The sequence below is a fragment of the Moorena sp. SIO1G6 genome, from assembly GCF_010672795.1.
GTDB lineage: Bacteria > Cyanobacteriota > Cyanobacteriia > Cyanobacteriales > Coleofasciculaceae > Moorena > Moorena producens.
On sequence record NZ_JAAHFZ010000065.1, the window covers coordinates 1 to 23,108 of the forward strand.

General features: G+C 42.7%; 15 protein-coding genes and 3 pseudogenes. 2 read left to right on the forward strand and 16 right to left on the reverse strand.

The features are described 5' to 3' along the window. Positions 1–224: 224 nt before the first annotated feature. The gene (locus F6K63_RS31525; RefSeq protein ID WP_287257074.1) at positions 225–494 is read right to left on the reverse strand and encodes a hypothetical protein; all 270 of its coding nucleotides are present in this window, start codon (positions 492–494) and stop codon (positions 225–227) included. Next, on the reverse strand, positions 478–948 hold the full coding sequence (locus F6K63_RS31530) for a hypothetical protein (RefSeq protein ID WP_008178120.1): 471 nt from the start codon (positions 946–948) through the stop codon (positions 478–480). The genes F6K63_RS31525 and F6K63_RS31530 overlap by 17 nt, the downstream gene beginning before the upstream one ends. Before the next feature lie 111 nt (positions 949–1,059). Between F6K63_RS31530 and F6K63_RS31535 the strand changes: the two are divergent. Further along, a pseudogene (locus tag F6K63_RS31535) lies at positions 1,060–1,173 on the forward strand (element excision factor XisI family protein); the annotation flags it as partial. 110 nt (positions 1,174–1,283) lie between these two features. On the opposite strand, the gene F6K63_RS31540 reads toward F6K63_RS31535, so the two are convergent. The 3 genes and pseudogenes from F6K63_RS31540 to F6K63_RS31550 form a co-directional block, all read right to left on the reverse strand. Continuing rightward, the gene (locus tag F6K63_RS31540) at positions 1,284–1,502 is read right to left on the reverse strand and encodes a type II toxin-antitoxin system HicB family antitoxin (RefSeq protein ID WP_044491941.1); all 219 of its coding nucleotides are present in this window, start codon (positions 1,500–1,502) and stop codon (positions 1,284–1,286) included. Next, positions 1,489–1,707 (reverse strand): type II toxin-antitoxin system HicA family toxin, encoded by a 219-nt coding sequence (locus F6K63_RS31545; RefSeq protein WP_287314222.1) that lies wholly within the window; start codon positions 1,705–1,707, stop codon positions 1,489–1,491. The genes F6K63_RS31540 and F6K63_RS31545 overlap by 14 nt, the downstream gene beginning before the upstream one ends. A gap of 93 nt (positions 1,708–1,800) precedes the next feature. Continuing rightward, a pseudogene (locus tag F6K63_RS31550) lies at positions 1,801–2,115 on the reverse strand (XisI protein). 64 nt (positions 2,116–2,179) lie between these two features. On the opposite strand from F6K63_RS31550, the pseudogene F6K63_RS31555 reads away from it, so the two are divergent. Next, positions 2,180–2,344 (forward strand): annotated as a pseudogene (locus F6K63_RS31555) (element excision factor XisI family protein); the annotation flags it as partial. A 58-nt stretch (positions 2,345–2,402) separates the two neighbouring features. Here F6K63_RS31555 and F6K63_RS31560 read toward each other — a convergent pair. The 11 genes from F6K63_RS31560 to F6K63_RS31610 form a co-directional block, all read right to left on the reverse strand. Further along, positions 2,403–2,927, reverse strand: a complete 525-nt coding sequence (locus tag F6K63_RS31560; protein WP_287314224.1) for a YbjN domain-containing protein — start codon at positions 2,925–2,927, stop codon at positions 2,403–2,405. A 60-nt stretch (positions 2,928–2,987) separates the two neighbouring features. Beyond that, positions 2,988–7,529: an eCIS core domain-containing protein gene (locus F6K63_RS31565; RefSeq protein WP_287314226.1), complete on the reverse strand. Its 4,542-nt coding sequence runs from the start codon at positions 7,527–7,529 to the stop codon at positions 2,988–2,990. A 117-nt stretch (positions 7,530–7,646) separates the two neighbouring features. Beyond that, entirely contained in the window at positions 7,647–10,676 is a 3,030-nt protein-coding gene (locus tag F6K63_RS31570; protein ID WP_287314228.1) for a hypothetical protein, read from the reverse strand. A gap of 212 nt (positions 10,677–10,888) precedes the next feature. Beyond that, the gene (locus F6K63_RS31575; protein ID WP_287314230.1) at positions 10,889–15,208 is read right to left on the reverse strand and encodes a tail fiber domain-containing protein; all 4,320 of its coding nucleotides are present in this window, start codon (positions 15,206–15,208) and stop codon (positions 10,889–10,891) included. A 126-nt stretch (positions 15,209–15,334) separates the two neighbouring features. Further along, the gene (locus tag F6K63_RS31580; protein ID WP_071103402.1) at positions 15,335–16,099 is read right to left on the reverse strand and encodes a phage tail protein; all 765 of its coding nucleotides are present in this window, start codon (positions 16,097–16,099) and stop codon (positions 15,335–15,337) included. A 6-nt stretch (positions 16,100–16,105) separates the two neighbouring features. After that, positions 16,106–17,092: a baseplate J/gp47 family protein gene (locus tag F6K63_RS31585; RefSeq protein WP_071103401.1), complete on the reverse strand. Its 987-nt coding sequence runs from the start codon at positions 17,090–17,092 to the stop codon at positions 16,106–16,108. 12 nt (positions 17,093–17,104) lie between these two features. Continuing rightward, entirely contained in the window at positions 17,105–20,392 is a 3,288-nt protein-coding gene (locus F6K63_RS31590) for a putative baseplate assembly protein (RefSeq protein ID WP_287314235.1), read from the reverse strand. Next, positions 20,392–20,784: a GPW/gp25 family protein gene (locus F6K63_RS31595; protein WP_071103399.1), complete on the reverse strand. Its 393-nt coding sequence runs from the start codon at positions 20,782–20,784 to the stop codon at positions 20,392–20,394. Before F6K63_RS31595 ends, F6K63_RS31590 begins: the two co-directional genes overlap by 1 nt. A gap of 13 nt (positions 20,785–20,797) precedes the next feature. Next, positions 20,798–21,193, reverse strand: a complete 396-nt coding sequence (locus F6K63_RS31600) for a PAAR domain-containing protein (protein WP_071103398.1) — start codon at positions 21,191–21,193, stop codon at positions 20,798–20,800. A 144-nt stretch (positions 21,194–21,337) separates the two neighbouring features. Beyond that, positions 21,338–21,985 (reverse strand): phage baseplate assembly protein V, encoded by a 648-nt coding sequence (locus F6K63_RS31605; RefSeq protein WP_287314237.1) that lies wholly within the window; start codon positions 21,983–21,985, stop codon positions 21,338–21,340. Beyond that, on the reverse strand, positions 21,982–23,049 hold the full coding sequence (locus F6K63_RS31610; protein ID WP_287314238.1) for a phage late control D family protein: 1,068 nt from the start codon (positions 23,047–23,049) through the stop codon (positions 21,982–21,984). Before F6K63_RS31610 ends, F6K63_RS31605 begins: the two co-directional genes overlap by 4 nt. Positions 23,050–23,108 lie beyond the last annotated feature (59 nt).

Consider the following 23,108-nt stretch of genomic DNA (forward strand, 5'->3'; position numbering starts at 1 on the left):
GGCTATGGGCAAGCTACACCGAACAGCTTTTGAATAAGCGATGCAGCTTCGGAACAGGGGAGGCAGTGCCGACCTGCGGGGGTTCCCACGGGGCAAACAGCGGTGCGGACGCAGGTTCCGCACACAGCCCCTCCCCACTCGCGGTCTGCCGTGGTTTCCCCCACTCGCGCTTGGGATCAAGAAAACAGGTAAGTATTCGTTTAATCTATGTTACGGAAAGCACCTCAAGTAGCGTGAGCTTTTAGCTCACGGCTGACCGCTGACGGCTGAATGCTTACAGCTTTAGTTATTTTATTGTCCTTTAAATATTTATTCTCTTCAACATGTAAGTCTCTAAGTCCGCCTTCAACTACTTTTTCTTTACTTTGCTGATTCTTACTCCCCTTACCGTTTTTGCCCTTAAATAACCCCTTCGCTTTCAACAACACCTTATCAATCGCCTGATCAATCCGCTGGCGAATCTTACCAATAATTTTCTCAACCTTCTTCGCCAAACCACCAATACCCAACAGCGAAGCCAAGAACCCAATCACCACTGGTACAGCTTTCGCTAAAGCATTCTCTACCAACTTCGCAGCACCACCAACTGCACCGGATGCGATTAGCCCAAAGGGCTACGCTACGCGATTGACCGTAGGTCACGCGGGGCGCGTTCGCACTCACGGCATCCACAACTGCATTTACCAATTCCAGCACCTGACTACCGCGATTAACAAAGAACATGATGATGTCATAAATTGCCATGGCGGCTTTGACAAATGCTGATGCTGGATTTAACAAGCTCAGAATCCACTTCACCCCGGCGGTGATCACCTGGGTAACTACCATGTTATTGATTTGTTCGATGACTGTTTGTTTCAGGTCGTTGAACTGTTCCTTAACATGTTCCCACAGTCCCATGGCTCCGCGATCGCGTAATACCTGGAATATTTCGACGGCTTTCTCCATGCCAGCTACTACTTCCCAAAGAGTTTGGCTGCATTACCACGAATGTAGGCAAATATCAAGCCCAAGACTTGGGTTACTAAGCTGAATATTCCCGGTAAGCTAAAGATGTCAATTGAAGATGGGATCACGGATGAATTGGTTGCCACAGGAGTACCGAAGGATAGGATTGTTCTGGCTTTTCATCCCCCCGAGATTCGTGAACATACTGGGTATGCGATCGCATAGTGTTTGGTTTGGTGGGTTACCCTGTCGAAGGGCGCACCCTACAAGATCAGCGATTAGGCCAAAGGGCTACGCTACGCGATTGACCGTAGGTCACGCGGGGCGCGTTCGCACTACGCTGCCTTACTAATAGTTGGTTCAGGAAGAGTTTCACCTGTTTCTTGATAGGCTATTACCAAAGATTCTAAGGCTTCAGTTCCATTCTTAACTGCTTCTTCATAAGTTTCTCCATGAGTCCGCCATTTTTGTCCGGGGAAGTCAGGGAAACCAACTAAAAAACAATTATCTTCTTCTGACCATTGAATTATCATTTGATATTTAAGTTGGCTTATCATTAATGTTACCTTCTACTTCATCAATAGCTTTTTTTACATTCTTTTCTTGATAGGGCTTAGCATCGTTTCCGTCTTTACCTGAAACTGTGAGTTTCCCAGAATAAAGAGGATGTATCCAGTTTGTATGGCTTCCTTTACCTGGTATTTCTCTAAAACCCGCTTGGCGAAGCATTTGTTTAAGAACCCTGATTTTTTTGGGCATTTACTAGAGATTTTACATATTTCCTATTTTATCTAAATCAAAATGATTACTCATCATTATTATAATTAATTTTATTGTTAAGCCAATCCACTACTAAGCCACTCCGTAGCCTGTGTAAGGAAGTTTATAACTGGGATGTAAACCGAGAATAATGTCTGCTTTCGGTATACCCATGTCTACCAAATCTTGCGCCAAATCAGCTTCTGTCATGTTTCGCTGAATCCAAACTTTGCCATCTTTGATATCTAAATGGATGAAACAGTTGTAAACTCGTTTGAGTCCATCCCAGCCGATATCTAAAAGTTGATAATGGTCATGTTCTGTGTCAAAATTAAGTTGACACTCAATCTATAAATTTGGATTATTTGCTTCTAAGGTGGCATGATTAGTTAATAGCTGGCAGATGATTAATCGGTACTTTTATATTTTTTCCATTGGATGATTACCTCCTCGAAAGGATTGTAATGCTACAATTGTTCATGGTTCAATCCGGGATGGTAAAATCTGGATTCACTACGACGGTATGGAAGATGGGATCACAGATGAACTGGTTGCTTCAGGAGTACCGAAGGATAGGATTGTTCTTGCTTTTCATCCCCCCGAGATTCGTCAACATACTGGGTATGCGGTGGCATAGCATTGGCTTTGGTGGGTTACGCTGTCGAAGGGCGCACCCTATAATATAAGCGATCGCACTATTCTTCTAAGACAGCTAAAGCTTCTTCTGGAGTTTGACCACCATAAACGACACTTAAAAAACCTGGTACATATCTTTCCATTGTTTTTAAGGCTGGATAAACAGCATTCTTAATATAGCCTTTTGTTAAAATTTCTCCCTCAAAATCTATACAAGTTTTGTAGCGAACTTCTCCGTCTTCATAATCCATTTCAAAATTTCCAACCCGTAAGCCATAATTTGCCCTTGTAATCAATTCAGCTATCGTATTTAGGGATTCTTCCGGTATCTTAAATGGCATCATCACATAAAATAAAAACTGTTCTAAATCGGTCAGAACTTGAGCATAAGCAATTCCAATGCCATGTTCACTTTGAAAGTTAAATTTATAAGCTTCTTTTTTTTCTATAAATTGGGTATCCCAACCATTTTCTTGTAAAAATTTACCTACATTATCTAATGCCTGTAATCCATTATTTTTATTTAGATTTTGACTATAACCAGTGTAATTATTGATTTCCTTAGGTGTTTCGGTATTATCCATAATCGTTAATTACTTTCAGAGGATTTAAAGCTTGTTGTTTTAACTAGCAACTTGAATGTTTTAAAATTTATTTTCCTTGATTTTATCCTTGATTTTATTAATTTTTGCCTTTCCTAAAGCGGGAATACCCATCAATTCTTTTTCATCAATATCATTTCTATCTCGTTTGCGGTTATTTCTGAGCAAATCACCAATTACTGTTGCAGGTTCTTTTCCTATACCTTCTATTGCAGTGAGCTTTTCGACAACATCTCTTAAAGGAGCTTTTCCAAAATCTACAGAAGGTAATTTACCCACAGGGAAATCAGGAGGAAGATCATGATTCATAGATGGAGTAACATCAATTTTATTCGTTTTTTTCCAGCTTGATGATTGCTTGGGATCTTTTCCTGCTTCAACTTCCATCTCTGAAAGTTGAAATTCCAAAGAGGTAGCTAAATTTGCTTCTTCTGGAATATTAACTCTACCTGAATGTTTTCCATAGTTAGCTTTTACTTCATAACTAACGACTTTTTTATCTCCCAAAACTTTATTTTTTACAACACTTTCTACTTCCCGTTCCATTTTATTATTCAAAGCACCTGTAATAGGTGTTAAGTTATTTTTACTACCAGGCCCATGAACATGATGATTGAGAAGATGACCTCGGATATAGGTAGTGGTTTTGGCAGTATTTCTTAAAGATACTTTTTTCCATAAAGCTGATTCTTCAGAAGGTTGACTACCTTGTAAACCTCCCGGATCTAAACTAAGAGGTTCAGCTTTCATAGATTTCCCATCTTCACCTTGCTGTGTCCATTTCACCTTAGATGGTGGTACACCTGTATCTAATACTTGAATACTAGCAAGATTTTTAGCAATTTTACCTAATTCTTTTGAGATTTCCTCTCCTACTCCTTTCCCTATAGATTTATCTGATTTAAGCTTATCAATTTTCGTGGCACTTAATTCAATGGATTTTAACTTTTTAGTATTCTCAAGTTTAACTTGATCATCTGATAGTTTGGCATTCTTGGCTTTAAGTTCAGATAAATGGCTATCTAATACTTTTGGGGTACTAGCAATCATTAATTTTGAAGAACTTTTTTGACCCTTGAAGGATAAGGTATGAGATTCACCATCTTTAGCTTTGAATTTCTTCTTGGCCTTCCACCACTCTACCAGAGCAGTTACTTTATCTTTTCCTTTTTTAACTGTTTTTTTAAACAACCCCCTCGCCTTCAACAACACCTTATCAATCGCCTTGTCAATCCGCTCGCGAATCTTACCAATAATCTTCTCAACCTTCTTCGCCAAACCACCAATACCCAACAGCGAAGCCAAGAACCCAATCACCACTGGTACAGCTTTGGCTAAAGCATTCTCTACCAACTTCGCGGCACCACCAACTGCACCAGATGCGATCGCACTCACGGCATCCACAACTGCATTTACCAATTCCAGCACCTGACTACCGCGATTAACAAAGAACATGATGATGTCATAGATTGCCATGGCGGCTTTCACAAAGGCTGATGCAGGATTCAACAAGCTCAGAACCCACTTCACCCCGGCGGTGATCACCTCGGTAACGACCATGCTCTTGATTTCTTCGATGACTGTTTGTTTCAGGTCGTTGAACTGTTCCTTAACATGTTCCCACAGTCCCATGGGTCCGCGATCGCGTAATATCTGGAATATTTCCACGCTTTTCTCCATGCCAGCTACTACTGGTTCCCCAAAGAGCTTGACTGCTTTACCACGAATATAGGTAAATGTCAAGTTCAAGACTTGGGTTACTAAGCTGAATATTCCCGGTAAGCTAAAGATGTCATCGGGTAGTTGAATACCCATCGGTCCCAGGGTTCCAGTTAACCAGCCAATTAAACCGGCTTGTAGATGTTGCCCAATATTAGCGACAAAATTCTCAAAGCCTTGTTTAATACCACTAATTAAATTGCCTAGGAAGCCGATGGGGTCTTTAATAATGTTACCAATTACATCAGACGCTTTACTCAAGACACTCAGCAACATGTCTTTGAGTTTATTAATGGTATCGATGACTCCAGTTATGGCATTGGCTGCTTGATCAACTAACCCCTGATTAGCAGCCTTCATCTCATCGATGCGGGCATTAACAGCTTGCAGCTTTTCGTTATAGTTCTCGGCCAGAGTATTAATTAGCTGATCTTGTTTGCTGTCAACGCTTTGTTCCAACTGGTCGAATTGACTTTGAATATCCGTAGCGGCTTGTTGACCTACAGTTTTCAGGTTTTCGGGTAATTTAGCTACATAGTCTTTAATTTCTTGCCTACCCTTGGCAATTTCTGCTTTAGCATCGGTTAAGGCAGTACCAATAATGTTGACGATTTTATTGAGGACAACATCCATTTTTGCCAGGTAAAGTTGTCGTCCTTCTTGATAAAAAGCATTAACCTCTGATGGTAAACCTAGTAATTTATCCTTACCCCAAAGATACCAACCGAAATCGCCACTATAACGCTCATCTTTGTAAGCCTTCATTTTTTCATCAACGTAGTTCTCGAAGGCTTTGGTGGCTTGATTGGCACCAGCGTCAAATTCTTGATTAACCTTACCATCTAAGCCATTGAGAATGTCCTCAACCTTAGTTTTAGTTTGGTTGTAAATCTTTTGAATATCCCCAGCAACCTTAGCTCGTTCTTGCTCATCCTTACCCTTAGTTTTAATTTGCTGATTGGTAACCTGAGCTAATAACTGAGCCCGGGAGCCATGCATTCCTTGGAGTTGTTGCCCCGCTGTGGTTGCAGCTTCCCCTTGGGCTTGGGTTAACTGGTCTTGTTCAAACTGACGATAGGCTTGGGGTGCTTGGCTGGCATTAGTTTGAGCCTCTTGTTTTGCTGCTAAAGCTGTTTGGAATTGGGGTTCATTGGATTTAGCTAACTGTTCCGAAGTAACATCAGCCACAGCCATCTGTTGGTCAAGTTTTTGGCTACTTTCTTGTAGGGGTGCCTCCACTTCACCTTGTCCCTTGGCTTTAGGAATAGCTTTATCAGCACCAATATTTTTGGTTACTGCTCCCGCTTTGTTGGCAGGTAGGGGAGTTACTGATTTGGGTTTAATACTGCTGGTATCCGGTGCTTGTTTCGCCTTCTGTTCTAAGGGTGCTTGAGATGCAGTTTGCTCTTGCTTAACGGTATTTTGCATCTGGATCTTGACAGAAGCCAGTTTGTTACTTTCCTTAAACTCATCCGCTTCTTCAAGAGTTTTCGGAGCTGCTGACTTGATGCGCTCCATTAATTTAGCCTTGAAAGCAGCAGCATTAAAACCAGGAGTGGGAGCCTGTTCCATCTCACCCACTTGATTTGCTTGTGCTTTGCTTTCTACTTCCGAGGCAGGACTTACCGCTGCAGCTTGGGCTTGTTTCGCTTTTGTACTAGCTGGGGCGTGTTGTTTTTGCTTATTGGCAACTCCCTTAGCTTTAGCAACTACTGCTTTAAAATCTGGATCTGACTCTGGGGAAGCAGCAGTAGTTTCTTGGGGTGTTGTTTCAGCAGGTGTTGCCGTGGTTTCTTGATTTACCTCAGCTTTCATCCCTTGATTACCTGCTTCTGGAGCCATTGCCTCCTGGTTTTTCTGTGGAGAAACTCCAGAACTAACCGATGTTGCCTTGGTTTCCGGCTTTGGGGCTGAAACAGCCTTAGTCTCAGCAGTTTCTTGAGGTGCAACTACCTCTGTGTTAACTGTATTTTCTGCCTCGACTTCTGGTTTAATATCAGTATCCTTGACAAGAGTCTGGGATTCTTGATTGACCCCATTCCCCGGAGTATCCTTGATCGGAATAGCAAACCCAGTCTTGTTTTCGAATTTATTTGTCTTCTTGGCCTGTTGATCAATTACCTTCGCCTGAATTCCCCCGGTCTGCTGTATCGTATGGGTCAACTCATGGGCCGTCAAACTATTATTACCAGGAGACTTACCAGCACCATAGAAAATATCCCTACCATGGGTAAAGGCTTGGGCTCCCAACTCCTTATTCATCTGTATGGCACTAGAGTCAGTATGCACCCGCACGCCACTAAAGTTAGCCCCAAATCTGGGTTCCATGAAAGCACGGGTAGAGTCTGGCAGAGCTTGACCGGTACCCCGTCGGGATTGGATTTTGGTTTCTAAATTAGATGATACTTGTGGGGTTTGACCAGGATTTGCTTTAGTTTGTATTTCTTCTTCCTGGGATTGTAACTGTAGCGCTATCGGCTTAGTTTGTATTTCCTCTTCCTCGGATTGTAACTGTAGCCCTATGGGCTTAGTTTGTATTTCCTCTTCCTGGGATTGTAACTGTAGGGCGATCGGCTTAGTTTGAACATCCTCTTCCTCCATGGAATTTTGCACTGGGGGTGCTGACATCCGCATTACTTGGGCTGCAACACTGTCTGCTTCCTTTTCGTACACATCATTGGGTTCCCCCACTTGCATTTTTGTCTGGATCAGGCGATTGACTGCTTGGTTACCGATGGTTCTTTGCAGTTTCAGGAGGGGGTGAACCGGACTATGGGTAGCCAAGGGGGTTGGCTTAGCTTGAACGGTTTTTCCCCTTGGGGTGGTTTGGTTGTTTTTGGTTTGGCTTGTCCGTTGATATCCCATATGGTTCACCTTTTCCTTGGCCGTTCCTACTAATATGATGATGCAATTTTTACAGACTGAGTGTATGCTAATGTTCTGGTTGTAACGCCAGTAAGCTTTGAACCGTTAGCTTTATTGCTAAGGAATATCTATGTTAGGCTCAGGGTCAGGAATCTGTGGAGGATTAGGTGTAATAATAGGATCATCAGGGTCAGGATCAGGGACAACAATATCTATACGTAATCGCCGTTCTATAACTCTGATTCGCCGTTCTAGATTTCTGATTTGCGTTTGTAGACTTTGAACCTGAGAAGCGTTATCCAGTTCCCTCCTAGTGACATCATCAAGTTTAACCATGCTAATACTCTTATCAGCAATTTTGGCATTGGTGACCGAGTTATTGGCTAATTCCGCAGTACCGACAGTGCCATTTTGAATCTTGGCGGCGTTGACCGCATTATCAGCAATTTTGGCATTGGTGACCGAGTTATTGGCTAATTCCGCAGTACCGACAGTGCCGTTTTGAATCTTGGCAGCGTTGACTGCATTATTGGCAATTTTGGCATTGGTCACCGAGTTATTGGCTAATTCCGCAGTACCAACAGTGCCGTTTTGAATCTTAGCAGCGTTGACTGCATCATTGGCAATTTTGGCATTGGTGACCGAGTTACTGGCTAATTCCGCATTACCTACGGTTCCGTCCTGAATTTTGGCAGCGTTGACCGAGTTATTGGCTAATTCCGCATTACCGACAGTGCCATTTTGAATTTTGGCAGCGTTGACCGAGTTATTGGCTAACTCCGCAGTACCCACGGTCCCGTCCTGAATTTTGGCAGCGTTGACCGAGTTATTGGCTAATTCGGCATTACCTACAGAACCGTTTTGAATCTTGGCAGCGTTGACCGAGTTATTGGCTAATTCGGCATTACCGACAGTGCCATTTTGAATTTTGGCAGCGTTGACCGAGTTATTGGCTAATTCCGCATTACCGACAGAACCGTTTTGAATTTTGACAGCGTTGACCGAGTTATTGGCTAATTCGGCATTACCGACAGTGCCATTTTGAATTTTGGCAGCGTTGACCGAGTTATTAGCAATTTTTTGATTGGTCACCGAGTTATTGGCTAATTCGGCATTACCGACAGTGCCATTTTGAATTTTGACAGCGTTGACCGAGTTATTAGCAATTTTTTGATTGGTCACTGAGTTATTAGCTAATTCCGCATTACCGACAGAACCGTTTCCCTCAAATTTAGTCGCCTTAACAGTTCCATCCACCTCTAATTTTGTACTAGGATTTGTTGTCCCAATACCAACGTTACTAGAACTAGGATGAACTGTTAGCCCATCCCGCGAAAGCATATCAGAAACACTAGGAAGCCAGCTATCATTATCTAAATTGGCTAGGTATGGTAAGGCTAGATATACTTCAAAAGATCCGTCAGCCTCGTCACCCGCTATACCCATAGAAAAACTCTGACCACCCAAACTCGTAACCTCAGATGTGGGAATTACGCCATCTACTCGATACCAACCATCTGGAGCATTATCACTTTGCTCTTTCGTAATGCCAATGCCCCCTCTAACCTTATTAGACCACCCAGCAAGTTCGCCAAATCCCACTTGTTTACCGGAAGAAATCTTGAGCCAAGCTTTGAGATGTACGTACTTTTTGGTTAAAAAATTACCTCGGGACTCAAAGGGAAAAAGTATCATGGTATGTGGTCCTGAATTATCCCCAGTAATTTTCAAAATCCTACCGTCACGAAAACTAGCCCAACCATCAGCTAAACCACCTCTTTTTATTCGCGCACCTTTGTTAGTTCTGCCAAACCAATAGGGATTTTCTTCGGTTGCATCATCTACACTATCGGCAGCATTGGCTGGTTTTTTGCCTACATAGGGTCCTTCAAACCCTTTTGTGAAAGGGTGTGCTGCTTCTAAAGTAACATTCCCAAGGATTCTGTACCCAGCAGGCTTGTTGCCATCGAGTATATTCATGTAGGAATTTCTGATTAGATTAGGCGGCATTGATGACCCCCTAATCATGCCAGAGGTTGTAATATTGCCATTGACAGTGAGGTTGTCTTCGATAGTCAGCGACTTTGCCTTAACAGTTCCATTTACCTCTAATTTTTCACTAGGATTATTTGTGCCAATGCCGACATTGCCAGCATTATAGTAAATCCTGTTACTATCACCATCAGACCACTTGGTTTCACCACCAGCGCTAATCCCAGTTAAACCAGAACCATCTCCTTCAAACCTAGTGGCCTTGACAGTTCCATTTACCTCTAATTTTTGCCTAGGATTATTTGTGCCAATACCAACATTACCATCCACTGTCAGAGCACCCGTGGTATGTAACGCATCATCTATCCTAAGTGACCCAGATGAATGCCCAGAGCGAATTACCCCTGTAACTTTCACTTCATCAGTGTCTTGGTCCCCCAAGGACACATTCCCAGCAATATGCTCGGTATCACGGGCAATCACATCCCCTTTTACTTCCAGGTTTCCATTCACTGTCAGGGAACCATCGATAGTCGAGTCTCCTGTCAGATTTAAGTTGGTAGCAGAAATCGTACCATCTACCTCTAACTTATCCAGGGTTGATAACTTAGCACTGGCTAGTTTCCGTACAGAATTATCCACTGTACTAACGTTACCGTTGTTGTCTAGGGTCACCCGTGCTAACCGAATCACATTATCATCGGTAGGGGCACTACCAGTTCTTACCTCCACCTTATCTTCATCACAGTGTTCTCTTTGTATACCACCGTAGATGAGAAATTTGGGACGTTCAGTGGTGCGACTGTATTTAGTTTCCTTACCTAGTCGGTAAGGCTTATCCTGAATTTCCTGATAGATGATGGTAATTTCAATAGTTGTATTGAGTGGTAATCCATCTAAGTTAATGGTTTTCGGTACAAGAGAATTGGGTAAAACAATAATTTCTCGACCATCTTTATCAATGGCCATGCCCTCACTAACCGCAATTTTTTTATCCCCGGTTTTGGTTACTTCTAATCCTGCCACCACACCCCAGTTATGGAGTAAACGATTGTGACGCAGGCGCATGTCACGATGGTAGGCTTGCTCATCGTTAAAGTCTTTTTCTACTAGAAACTGGGCAGTAAAGTAATTGGGACGTTGTATATCTGTCATAATCCTTAAGTAGTCGGACAAAACTAAAATTAACTGTTGAAATAGGGAGCAGGGAGTAGGGAGCAGGGAGCAGGGAATAGGGAGCAGGGAATAGGGAATAGGGAACAGGGAGCAGGGAGCAGGGAGCAGGGAGCAGGGAACAGGGAGCAGGGAGCAGTAACGTCATAATAGGGAATAGGGAAGAAGTAAAAAATTCTGTTTACCTGATTAGGCTAAAAAGCGCTAGATTGACTTTTATGTTCCAAATTTTTTACCTTTTCCATTAGCAAATAAATAGTATTGTTTTGCTCCTTCACCACTTTAGTTAAAACCGCTACGATATCCATCGGACTGAGGGTTTTGCGATCGCGACTTGCTACTAAATCCGGCACATCTTCGGCAATAAATCCAATGTGGGTTTCTTTTTGGTCATCTTCTTTGTAGCGGAATTGGACGGGATTGAGTCCTTTGAGGGTTTCTAGGGCGTCTTCTATGGCCAGGGTATTAATATTCTTTTTGAACTCTCGTGATGATCTTTGTTGGAGATTGTTAGCTGTTATATTACCTGTTACATGCACTATACCATTGAAGTAGCCAGCATAATTGTTGCCAGCACCTGTGGCACTACCGTAAACACCAAAGGAGGTACTTCCTTGACGACCTGTTACTTCACCGTAAACTCCGTAGACAGTAGATGCCCCACCATTGATAGCAGTGAAATAGCCACCATATCCAGATTTAAAAAAACCTGGCTTTGGAATTGGCTGTGGAGATTTGTCTCCTTCAATGGTATCAATAGGTCGATCAGTAGTCCCTTCAATGGTATCAACTGCCTCTACAGAGATCTCAGTTCGCTGTTCAATAAAATCCCCAGGTTTCACAGACTCAGGACTGTTTTCTGCAGTAATTACTCCTAAACTTGAACTCTTAGCTTCAAAACTATCATCTGTGGTGTCCTTAATCTCATCTTTAACTATAATTTCGTCTGGATGTTTTTCATCTTTTACAACGATAGAAGTTAGAAAACCCTGGAAATGACCCCTAACACCGTAGCAGCGCGGAATATTATTTACTTTTTCTGTTATGGCGAAGCTGGCACCGGATACTCCTCTTTCTTTCGATTCATTAGTTCTAGGGAGAAGGTAATTACCAACCAAAACACCGCCATTGTAGCGAATATTGTTACCAGATAATGTCTGCCACTGTCCGTCGCCACTAATCCCAGTTAAACCAGAACCATCCCCTTCAAACTTAGTGGCTTTAACAGTTCCATTTACCTCTAATTTGCTAGTTCTAATGGTGACATCACCATTGCGATAGAATATTATGCCTTTGGTCCAATCCCAATTGCCGTCAGGTTGATCACAAGTGAAGTGGAGTAAATCTCCATTCTTAAAAGTTCTTGAATGAAAAATAAACTTCTGGTTATTAACATCTTTGCCAAGAACTAAGTCACCGACAATATGCTGTGTGCTCTTAGGGGTTTTGGTACCAATCCCCACTTTGCCATCATAGTAAATACTGTTACTATCACCATCAGACCACTTGGTTCCACCACCAGCACTAATCCCAGTTAAACCAGAACCATCCCCTTCAAACCTAGTGGCCTTAACAGTTCCAGCCACCTCTAATTTTTCAGTAGGATTATTTGTGCCAATACCGACACGGCCAGCGGTTAAATTACCTGTTACATTTGCATTACCCTCGAAGTAGCCAGCATAACTAGTTTTGCCACCACTGGCACGACCGTAGACACCATATACATTTGCACTACTATCATTATCTGCATTGGCATTAGCGTAGACACCGTATCGATTACCACTAGTACCACCTGTTGCTTGTGCTAGTAAACCATATTTAGTACCATTGCCATTGCCACTTACACTACTGCGAACTCCGTAGGCAGTATTATTGCCAGTATTAGTAGCATTGAAAAAGCCACCAGATGAATCGCTACCACCAGAAGCAAAACCGTAGACACCAAATCGACTACCACTGGTACCGCCTGTTGCTCGTGCTAGTAAACCATATTTAGTGCCATTGCCATTACCACTTGCCAAGCCTTGAACTCCGTAGGAGGTAGTATTGCTAGTATTAGTAGCAGTGAAATGGCCACCATATTGAGTTTGTCCACCAGAAGCATTACCTCTGACACCAAATCGACTACCACTGGTACCACCTGTGGCTTGTGCTAGTAAACCATATTTAGTGCCATTGCCATTACCAACGACAACGCTTTGAACTCCGTAGGAGGTAGTATTGCCAGTATTAGTAGCAATGAAATAGCCACCATATTGAGTTTGTCCACCAGAAGCATGACCGTGGACACCAAATCGACTACCACTGGTACCACCTGTGGCTTGTGCTAGTAAACCATATTTAGTGCCATTTTCATTGCCTCCTACAGTGCTGTGAACTCCGTAGGCGTTAGTATTGCCGGTATTAGTAGCAATGAAATAGCCACCATATTGAGTTTGTCCACCAGAAGCATTACCGTAAACACCAAATCGGGTACCACTGCTACCACCCGTTGCTTGTGCATGCAAACCATATTTAGTGCCATTGCCATTGCCAACTACAACGCTTTGAACTCCGAAGGCCGTTCTATTGCCCGTATGAGTAGCAGCGAAATAGCCACCAATTTGAAAGCTACCACCAGAAGCACCACCATAGACACCATATCGCCTACCACTGCTACCACCCGTTGCTTGTGCATACAAACCATATTTATTGCCACTGTCACTGCCTTGTGCTTGGCTGTAAACTCCGTAGGCTGAATCTCTGCCCGTATGAGTAGCAATGGCCTTAACAGTTCCAGCCACCTCTAATTTTTCACTAGGATTATTTATCCCAATACCAACATGGCCAGCATTATAGTAAATCCTGTTACTAGTACCATCAGACCACTTTCCAGGGCTAATACCAGTTAAAGCCGAACCATCCCCTTCAAACCTAGTGGCTTTGACAGTTCCATTTACCTCTAATTTTTGACTAGGATTAGTTGTGCCAATGCCGACATTGCCGTTTGGCTGTAACCTCATTATTTCTTGACCATCTGCAGCACCACGTGAAGCAGCAAAAATGAATCTGAATGCATCATTGATATTATCTCCCCATGCCAGTACAGAATCTTTGCGATCTGCCCCTTGATCTTTCAATCCTAGAAATACATGGTCAGTATCCCAAGCAACTTGTAGTCCTCTTGTCATCCAGGGGCGGGGGGCATTAACACCTCCTACTCCAACTTGCAAAAGGGATTGTGGATTTGTTGTCCCAATACCGACATTGCCGTTGAGAAATGTAAAATTAGCTTGGTTTTCTACCCTAAATCTAAACTCTTTGTGTTGACCAAAATCTCCAGCCTGAATATACCCGTAGCGAACCGTATCACCCCCTGATTTATTGTGATACCAGTTCACGTAAGGAGGCTCTGGATTCTTACTTATAAAGCTTGCCATATCACTATACCGACCACCACTTTGGGCAACTGATAGATATTTTGCCTTAACAGCTCCATCCACCTCTAGTTTTTCACTAGGATTATTTGTGCCAATGCCGACATGGCCAGCATTATAGTAAATCCTGTTACTACCACCATCAGACCACTTTCCAGCACTAATACCAGTTAAAGCCGAACCATCTCCTTCAAACCTAGTGGCTTTGACAGTTCCATTTACCTCTAATTTTTGACGAGGATTAGTTGTGCCAATACCAACATTACCATTCACTGTTAGAGGACCAGTGGTATGTAACGCATCATCCACCCTCAGTGCCCCAGATGAATGCCCAGAGCGAATTACCCCTGTCACCTTCACTTCATCAGTGTCTTGGTCCCCCAAGGACACATCCCCAGCGATATGCTCCGTATCACGGGCAATCACATCCCCTTTTACTTCCAGGTTTCCATTCACTGTCAGGGAACCATCGATAGTCGAGTCTCCTGTCAGATTTAAGTTGGTAGCGGAAATCGTACCATCTACCTCTAACTTATCCAGGGTAGATAACTTAGCACTGGCTAGTTTCCGTACAGAATTATCCACTGTACTAACGTTACCGTTGTTGTCTAGGGTCACCCGTGCTAACCGAATCACATTATCATCGGTAGGGGCACTACCAGTTCTTACCTCTACTTTATCGTCATCACAGTGTTCCCTTTGTTTACCACCGTAGATGACAAATTTGGGACGTTCAGTGATGCGAGTGTATTTAGTTTCGTTACCTAGTCGGTAAGGGTTCTCCTGAATTTCCTGATAGATGATGGTAATTTCAATAGTTGTATTGAGTGGTAATCCATCTAAGTTAATCGTTTTTGGTACGGGAGAATCCGGTAAAACAATAATTTCTCGACCATCTTTATCAATGGCCATGCCCTCACTAACCGCAATTCTTTTATCCCCGACTTTAGTTACTTCTAATCCTGCCACCACACCCCATTCATGGAGTAAACGATTGTGACGCAGGCGCATGTCACGATGGTAGGCTTGCTCATCGTTAAAGTCTTCTTCTACTAGAAACTGGGCAGTAAAGTAATTGGGACGTTGTATATCTGTCATAATCGTTAAGTAGTCGGACAAAAGTAAAATTAACTGTTGAAATAGGGAGCAGGGAGCAGGGAGTAGGGAGCAGGGAGCAGAGGGACTTTTGGCAACTTTACACAGTTAGTACAGTCGTCCAGGTACTTACTCTCCTAAGATAGATTCGTCATTTTCGGGAATTTTGCCAAAAATAGTATCAATTCCAATCTGGGAACCGGTACCTTCTCCAGAATTAGGATCAAAAGTACCAATCTGCATGGTGTCAGGATAAATAATTTCTAGTCTGTACTTGGTATGGGCTGGTTTTTCCTGTTCGATGATGGCAGTAGCAATTTCTATTTGTCGGTCGAGTTGCTCTTGGGTTAATCCTTGAGCTGGAGTGATTCTTACTATAAAAAAGTGGGGTATACCACCACCAAGGTAAGTGCCTCTACCCAGGAGCGATCGCGAGGGAAGTTTTTCGCGATCATCAATTTGGTTCAGGAGTGGGGAGTCACCAATTTGAAATTCGGCATTGGAAGCGTCGATAATGGTGACTTTTTCTTCTTCCTCTAGAAATAATTCTAGCAGTTCTTGTAAATTATCTTTAGTCCCTCGAAAACGATACAGTCTGACGGTGTTGGCCAGAAAATTTCGTTGTTTTTGGACATTTAAATCTGCTCTGAGACTCAAAGCTACCCAGCTAGATAACCAGGGCAGGAAGTCTGGGGGTGTTTCTTGGGGATGGAAGTAATTAGAAATACAGGCAATTTTTTCTTCTAAACCCTGCTCAGAAAAATTGACACCATCTGCACTCCCAAAAAGAATCTTTTCAAAGGGTAGTAAAAATTGACCGACGAAAGGGTCGCTTTGATAAATCTCTGGCAGATAGTCTAAAAGTTTACTGGGGGAACGGGCTGAGTTTGTCATGGGTTTTTAACCGGTGAAATCAACGGTTTCTAAGGGGGATATGATTTCTATCTGGCTGGCGGTAAGATCTAAATCGACTAGTTCTTCTGGTTTGAGCTGGATGGCACTTAGCTGTGGTGTATCTTCCTTGGTTTTAACTAGGCGTTGTTGATTGGTTATGGCATCAGGACGAGGAAAAAATACTTCGTCTTGCTCGTTGGTTTTGGTGACATAATCTACAGATTCTAGTTCATCAAGTAGTTGATAGAGTTCGGAAACATAAACATTTCGACCAAATGGCCAACCTTGAGGATTGTCAGGATTTGGTAGGGGATCGAAAAAGTTTTCCAGTGCATTATTTATCTTTTCCTCACTGGGTGCTATTTCAGCTTCTCGGTTGAGGTGTATGGTTAATCTGACGCTAATGGTGATGTAGCGTGGCACAACTACATGGATTGCGGTGCCAATCAATCGCCGTTCTTCTAAGTGGTTTTTTACCTCGTTAATCAGCAATGAGCTTGGTTGAGGGGGGCTATTTTCACTATCATCCCGATCGGGGATAATAACAATACTGACATGACCTGGTTGATCCACAGGTTCGACTAAGGCATTTTCCGAGTTGAGGTTACGCCGAGGTATACAGTGTGCCCTCGCAACGGTATTATCTGCTTCTACTTCTCGGGCTAATTCCACAAAGTCGGCACAGGTGATGGCTCGGTAGCGATCGCGTACTTGGGTAATGGCATTTTTAATCTCTGTCTGTAAATCCCCCGTTTGCTGCCAAGTTGGTCCATTCAGCAGTTGTAAAAACATCCGCATATTGGCCTCTGTTACCCGATTTTGCCGATAGAGCACCATTTCGGTCAGGTAAGCAAACAGCTCAATGACGGTAATACCAGGATCAGAAGGATTGTGATTAGTCCATTGGGGTGCATAGCTGGGAATCATACCCAGGGCTTCTTGCACCAAGTCGTCATAGGTGCGGTCATCAAGATTAGGCAATTCTATTGGCATGAGTTACCCTCCTCAGGATTCCACAAAGGTTAAATCGATGGTGTGGTTGCCGGAATACACTAAAAAGCGATTAGTCTGGCTAGCACCTTCTAGTTCTTCGATGTCATTCACCTCCAAGCTAGAAACATGGTCTACTCCCGGCACTCTCTCCAGTAGTCGGTATAAGTCCGATTTATAGGGTTGACGACCAAAATTCCAACCCATTCCGTCAAAACCACCGGTTAGGGGATGCAGAAAACCAGCTAAGGTTTGTTCCACTGTTTGTGCTACCTCACGAGATCCTTCTAGGGAAGTGACAGCAATTTCAGTAGTAATATCGACACGGACATAGAGAGCGCCTACCACCGAGATTGCCACTGTGGGTTCGGTGTAGGCTTGTAGGTAGTTTTGGACGCGCTTGATTAGCTCCAAACTGGGTAGGGGTTTAGCTTCCGTGGAGCGGGGTACAATAATCACGCTGACTGCTCCCGCTAAATCCGGCTTGGGATCCAGGGGATTAGTTTTTAAATTCCCTAAGGGTACACACTTGGCTCTGGTTACCTCTGGTGAAGCCAGCTTGGCTAAATCTTCGTAATCTTCCTTAGTTACAGCACGCTGACGATGGCGAATTTCTTTAGGTGCGCGCTCGATTAGGGAGTCAATGGTTTCAGCTTCTGCCCCCCCTGCGGCTGCTTGATGGTTAATCACTTTGTCCACATAGGGCACTGTGGTTTTGAGTTGGACAATCGCCCCAGCTGGTTTGTTTCCAGCAGTTCCACCACCAGTTTGATAGCGACTCATGCGGATATTGCCTTGACCAGGAGGAGGAATCAGTCCATTGTGTCCATCCCCAAAGGTGATTTTTCCGGTAAGATTATCAAAGATATAATGGCGATCCCGTGGTTCTGATTGATAGAAATCCGGGACTTGATGCCAACGGACCCAAATCTCTTGCGGTCTTCCGGTTTCATTAGTAGTAACCGTAATCGCCTTTTCCCCTTCTTCAAGGACAATTTTGTCCTTTTCTAGGGCAGACGGTATTTCCGGTTCCCGCACTTCCAGCTCTTGACCTGCTAAAATTGGCTGACTAGTTGTATTAAATTTTTGATTTTCAGTCCCGTCACTGGAGCCAACAATTTCCTTTTGGATCGTAGCTGTTTGTGCTGCCATGGTAGTGTTAAGCAGTACTTGTTTCAGCCTAGGTTCAACCTCGTAGTCACCCTTTAACCATTGAACCCGGAGCCAATAACGGGGAGGTAAATTAAAGTCTTCCCTTGGTGAAAAATCCCCTGGTGGCAGAAATTCAATTAAACCGGAACGGATAAAGTTTTCGGTTTCATCTCTTATGGTTAGTTGTTGCCATGCTTGGCCATTCCAATATTCCCATACTAGTTGAACTTGTTCAGTTTTATTCAATTGTTTAACAGCCGTTGCATTAGGTACTAATGTAACATTATTATCTCCATATTTTACCTCATTTACACAGGTAAACATGCTGATTTTACGATTGGGAAAATCTGTTCTAGCTAATGGTAAACTAAATCCCAAATAGCAAGCTGGCTGTTCAGTTTCTGTACCTTTAAAAGGAATTATTTGGGGGCATAATACTTTGGAATAAACATACCGCATTAAGCTGTATGATCGTGATTCTACCGCCCATATAAAAAGATATATTTGCCAAAATGGGATGCTCCCAATTAGTTTATTTTTGCTGTCAATACGTTTAACTAGGTTATTTGAGTAAACTGAATCATTGTAGGTCAAAAGAGCTTCTGGTTCTTCTGATATTGTTAATGTATAGCTAACTCCAATTGAGCTAATTAATGGCGGAGCAAAAGTTGCCTCAATGAATCGATATTCTGGTGCTGGTGGCTCTGGTGTTGGGACAATACGCTCATAGCGAGCTTCTCTACCATAGTTACCTGCACTAATTCGCACACGAATCCAGAAACTTTCTACTCCATTAATAGTGGTGGTAACAGGTTTTTCAAATAAGTTAAACTCTACCTGACCATTTTCAGTAAAAGCCTGGGTAGTGTCTTGAAATTCAGCTTCTGGATTGTTACTAGTGTTGTAGTAAACAGCTGCAGTTCCTAATTCTTGCCAGACCTTACCATTCCAAAATTCCCATTTAAGTCTTAAATTGCTCGAAGCTCTGGTACGTAAAGGAAAGTCATCTGGTTCACCGCTAATTTCTGTTATGGTATGTGCTGTAGGAACGCCATCTGGTTCATCGCTAGTTTCTGTGGCGGGATTTCTCAAGTTAACCTGAAGAGTAATTTGAGCATTTTCTTGAGAAAAAATTTGACTATTGGCTAAATATAAGGTATCCCCAAGCTTCGGTTTTTCTCCAAAGGGAAAAAACTCTTTAGTTAAATCAACGGGTAATTGATTAAGAAAAGCCGTTTCAATTAATAGGTTGCTAGAACTAATACTCGCTTCAATTTTTATCTCATCAATTTCTGGTAGCTCATTAGCAGATACCATGTCCGTTGAAGATTCATCGGCAAGAGTAATGGGAGTAACTAACCGGCAGCGAAGCCAACGACTAGTTACTGCATTAACAGTAGTTAACGGTAAAGCGGTAATATTACTAAATTCAATTTCGCGATCACCACTGCTCGTCAAGCCTTCAGTTCCATCATTGCTCGGTGTAATATCTTGCCAATTAGCTCCATCTTCTGTTTCCTGGCAAATTTGCCATGTTACTTCTCCTGGAGTACCAAGGACTTCTGATAAATTAATCGTTACTTTAAACGTCTCAATTTCAGCAAACCCTAAAAGTTTGCTATGTCCGATATATAAACTATGTTCAATGGGTTGGTTGCCCCGAAAAACATCAACACCTGGTGATGCTGGGGTAGTAAGAATTGAACTATGATTACTATACAAATCCTGTTGGGGGTCCCGCACAAAAATAGAGTCTAATTTGGCGGCTGTTACTACCAATTCCCGTTCAGTTTCAAAAATAACAGGGTCTTGTTCTCCTTCCCCTGGAGGAGCAGCAACTTGTGTTCCTTTTGGCACTACTGCATCAACGGTAGTTCCGGCAGCTAAGGAAAATGTCAAGGGTACTCGTGCTGGTTGGGGTGGTAACCGAGACGCTCCTAATAAATCTAAAAACGCTAAAAAGTTTTTATTTGGAACTTGATTGAGTCGCTCGATAATAATCTCGGCAAAACGGGCAAAGATATTAACTATAGCAGCACTCGTTCCTTGAATATCTTTAGTTTCTCCTGTATAGTGTTCCAGCAGTTGCTGCACCTGAGCGGCAATAGTCTCTGCCGTTCTAGAATCAATTTTAGGAGCTTTTATTGCCATTAACCTGCACTTCCTTCTAGATAAAATGGATAAACTAGGTTAAAGACATTATTGGTTGCTCGCACTTGATAGTCGATATTGACAAGCATTTGTTCTGGAATAGGGGATTGAACGCGCACATCTATAACATCAATGCGGGGTTCAAAGAACAGTAGGGCTTCCTGTATAGCTTGGGATACTTTACCAGCAGTGGCAGGTGAATTGGGCTCAAAAACTAAATCATAAATGCTGCAACCAAAGTCGGGACGCATGGCTCGCTCACCTTTGGCAGTACCAAGGATAATTACAATTGACTGGCGTACACTCTCTTCATATTCCGCAAGTTGGAAATCTCCCCTAGTATCTAAACTGATGGGAAATCCTACTCCAACACCTAAAAATGGTTTAGACATAACCTTCTCCTTTTCAGCCAATAAAAACTGTACCGACTGCGATTACTTGTCCGATTGGTAAATCGGCAGGATCATTACAAGTCTCAGCAATATCTCCATTTCTGGCTGCTTGTTTACCGTTAATTTTTACCGTTGGGCTACCAATTTTAATGGTTCCTTTATTAGCAGGAGGACTTTGAAAGGCAGTGCCAGGAGGTGTGGGAATATGAGGTGGAGTATTATCGGCAGTGCTATCTACCGTAGCTGCTGGCATTCCCATAATATTGACATCACTGCTGAGGTTGCCGTTAATAATGCCCGCAAAAGGATGAGGTAGGGGAGTTGGTACAGGTGGTGTTCCTGGTACCATAACAATATGAGTATCAATAGCGGTAATTTGGTCCCCTTGTTTGGCTGCTGGTTGTCCCATAATTAAATTATACCTCTTAAAAAAAATACTTTTATCATAGTGCTTTTTTTAGTTCTATCTTCTGACTTTCCTACTCCCTGCTCCCTGCTCCCTACTCCCTAAAACCTAGGAATAAAGTACCTAAAGTAAGTTAGAAATACTCTGCTAGTTTAGATTAATAGTTTGACCTTTAAGATTCATGGTGCTGCTGGCTTGAATATCCATTGCTGCACCGGATTCAACTTTAGTATCTGCTGAAGATTTGATTTCAATATTTTGTGCTTCTAGTTTAATCTTACCTTGAGATGCTGATAAAGTAATGTCTCCATCGGTGGTAATAGCAATAGTGTTATTAGCAGTATCAAAAATAATGCTATTTTTCTCGGTTTTATCGACAATTTCAATAGTTTCTGCCCCCTCTTCATCATTGAGACGGATGACATGACCGCTACGGGATTTGATTACCCGGATATTATTAGCACCATCTTCATTAGTTGCTGGTGGTAATTCTTTACCATTCCACAAAGACCCGATAATATAGGGCAAACGGACATCACCATGTTCAAAAGCTACTAATACTTCGTCATCTACTTCTGGCAAAAAATAAATCCCTCGTTCATTTCCTGCCATTAGTGTAGCTATTCGCGCCCAGTCACTTTCGTCTTCATCACTTAGCCAGGGATATTTCACTTTAACCCGACCTAGTCCTTCTGGGTCTTCATTGTTGGTCACTACACCAACCACGACACCATAAATACGAGATGCGATCGCTCGGTGGGATTGACTATCCAAAAGTAGTTCAGACAATTTCATTGAGCATTCCTCCGCACTGTAAATTTAGTATGATATTGGCTATTACAATAGCGATGCAGGACACTGGTAAGATAGTATTGACCGCTAAAGCGCTTGCCTACACCATCAATTTGAACTACTATTCCTGCTCGTAAATCTGTACGCCCTCGACAAATTCCTTCTCCACTAATTAACTCTAGATTGAGTTGCTGAAAACGGGCTTGAGCCAGCTGATCTGCTTCCGCTTGGGTAATCATTGGGTGATTGCTCAGGGTTTTTACTGCTGTACCAAAAGCATCTTCGCTTAAAGCTGCACCACTAGTTTCTCCCCCCATTTTGCTTCCTTCATCACCAGTGGTGGCACGCCCGATAATTGCTTGCTTGTCTTTAGGATTCCAACCCTGTACTTTGACTTCGTTGACTTGACTTGCAGAGGACATACAGGGATAAAATTCCAGTAGGTCATCAGTAAACATTAGGGTGAGAATTTCACTATCTTGATTAGCCGTAGGTCGAAATACTAAATTTCGGTCTTCCACCATCACCTCATAATTAATTTTTCCTGCCCGTTCTTGCAAAAACTCCATATGAGTTTGATTGGCTTGGAAAATATAGTCATGCACTACCCCACTATCTTCTACTTGGGCAGAAAGTCCAACCTGCTGGGAAATTTGTGCTGCGATGTCACTATCTTTTAGTTGCACAAAAGTCTGGGTATGACGACCACGATGTAAGCGATGGCTGCGATCATAACCCCTAATCATTACTTTGGGTAATCGCTGAATCGTAAACTCTGGTTCTATAGCGGTAATTTCCCCAACCATGAGGGTAGTTAGGTTTCCCCGGTAACCCAATTTCACTTCTAGGGTATTCCCAATACTGAACAAAGAGTTATCCAGCCACAATACTTCCCCTTTCTGCACATCCAAACTGCCCAATTCTAAGGTAAACATACTGGGCAAATTAATCTCTTCGTCTACTGTTAACCCAGTAATATGGAACTGTGCTGACTCTGGTAAAGGCGAACCATTAACTAGAATTTCATACTTGGTAAATATTGATGCTTGGGGTTGGGTAAATGGCATTTTATAAATTCAAAATTCAAAATTCAAAATTCAAAAAATAAATATTATAATTAGCTATT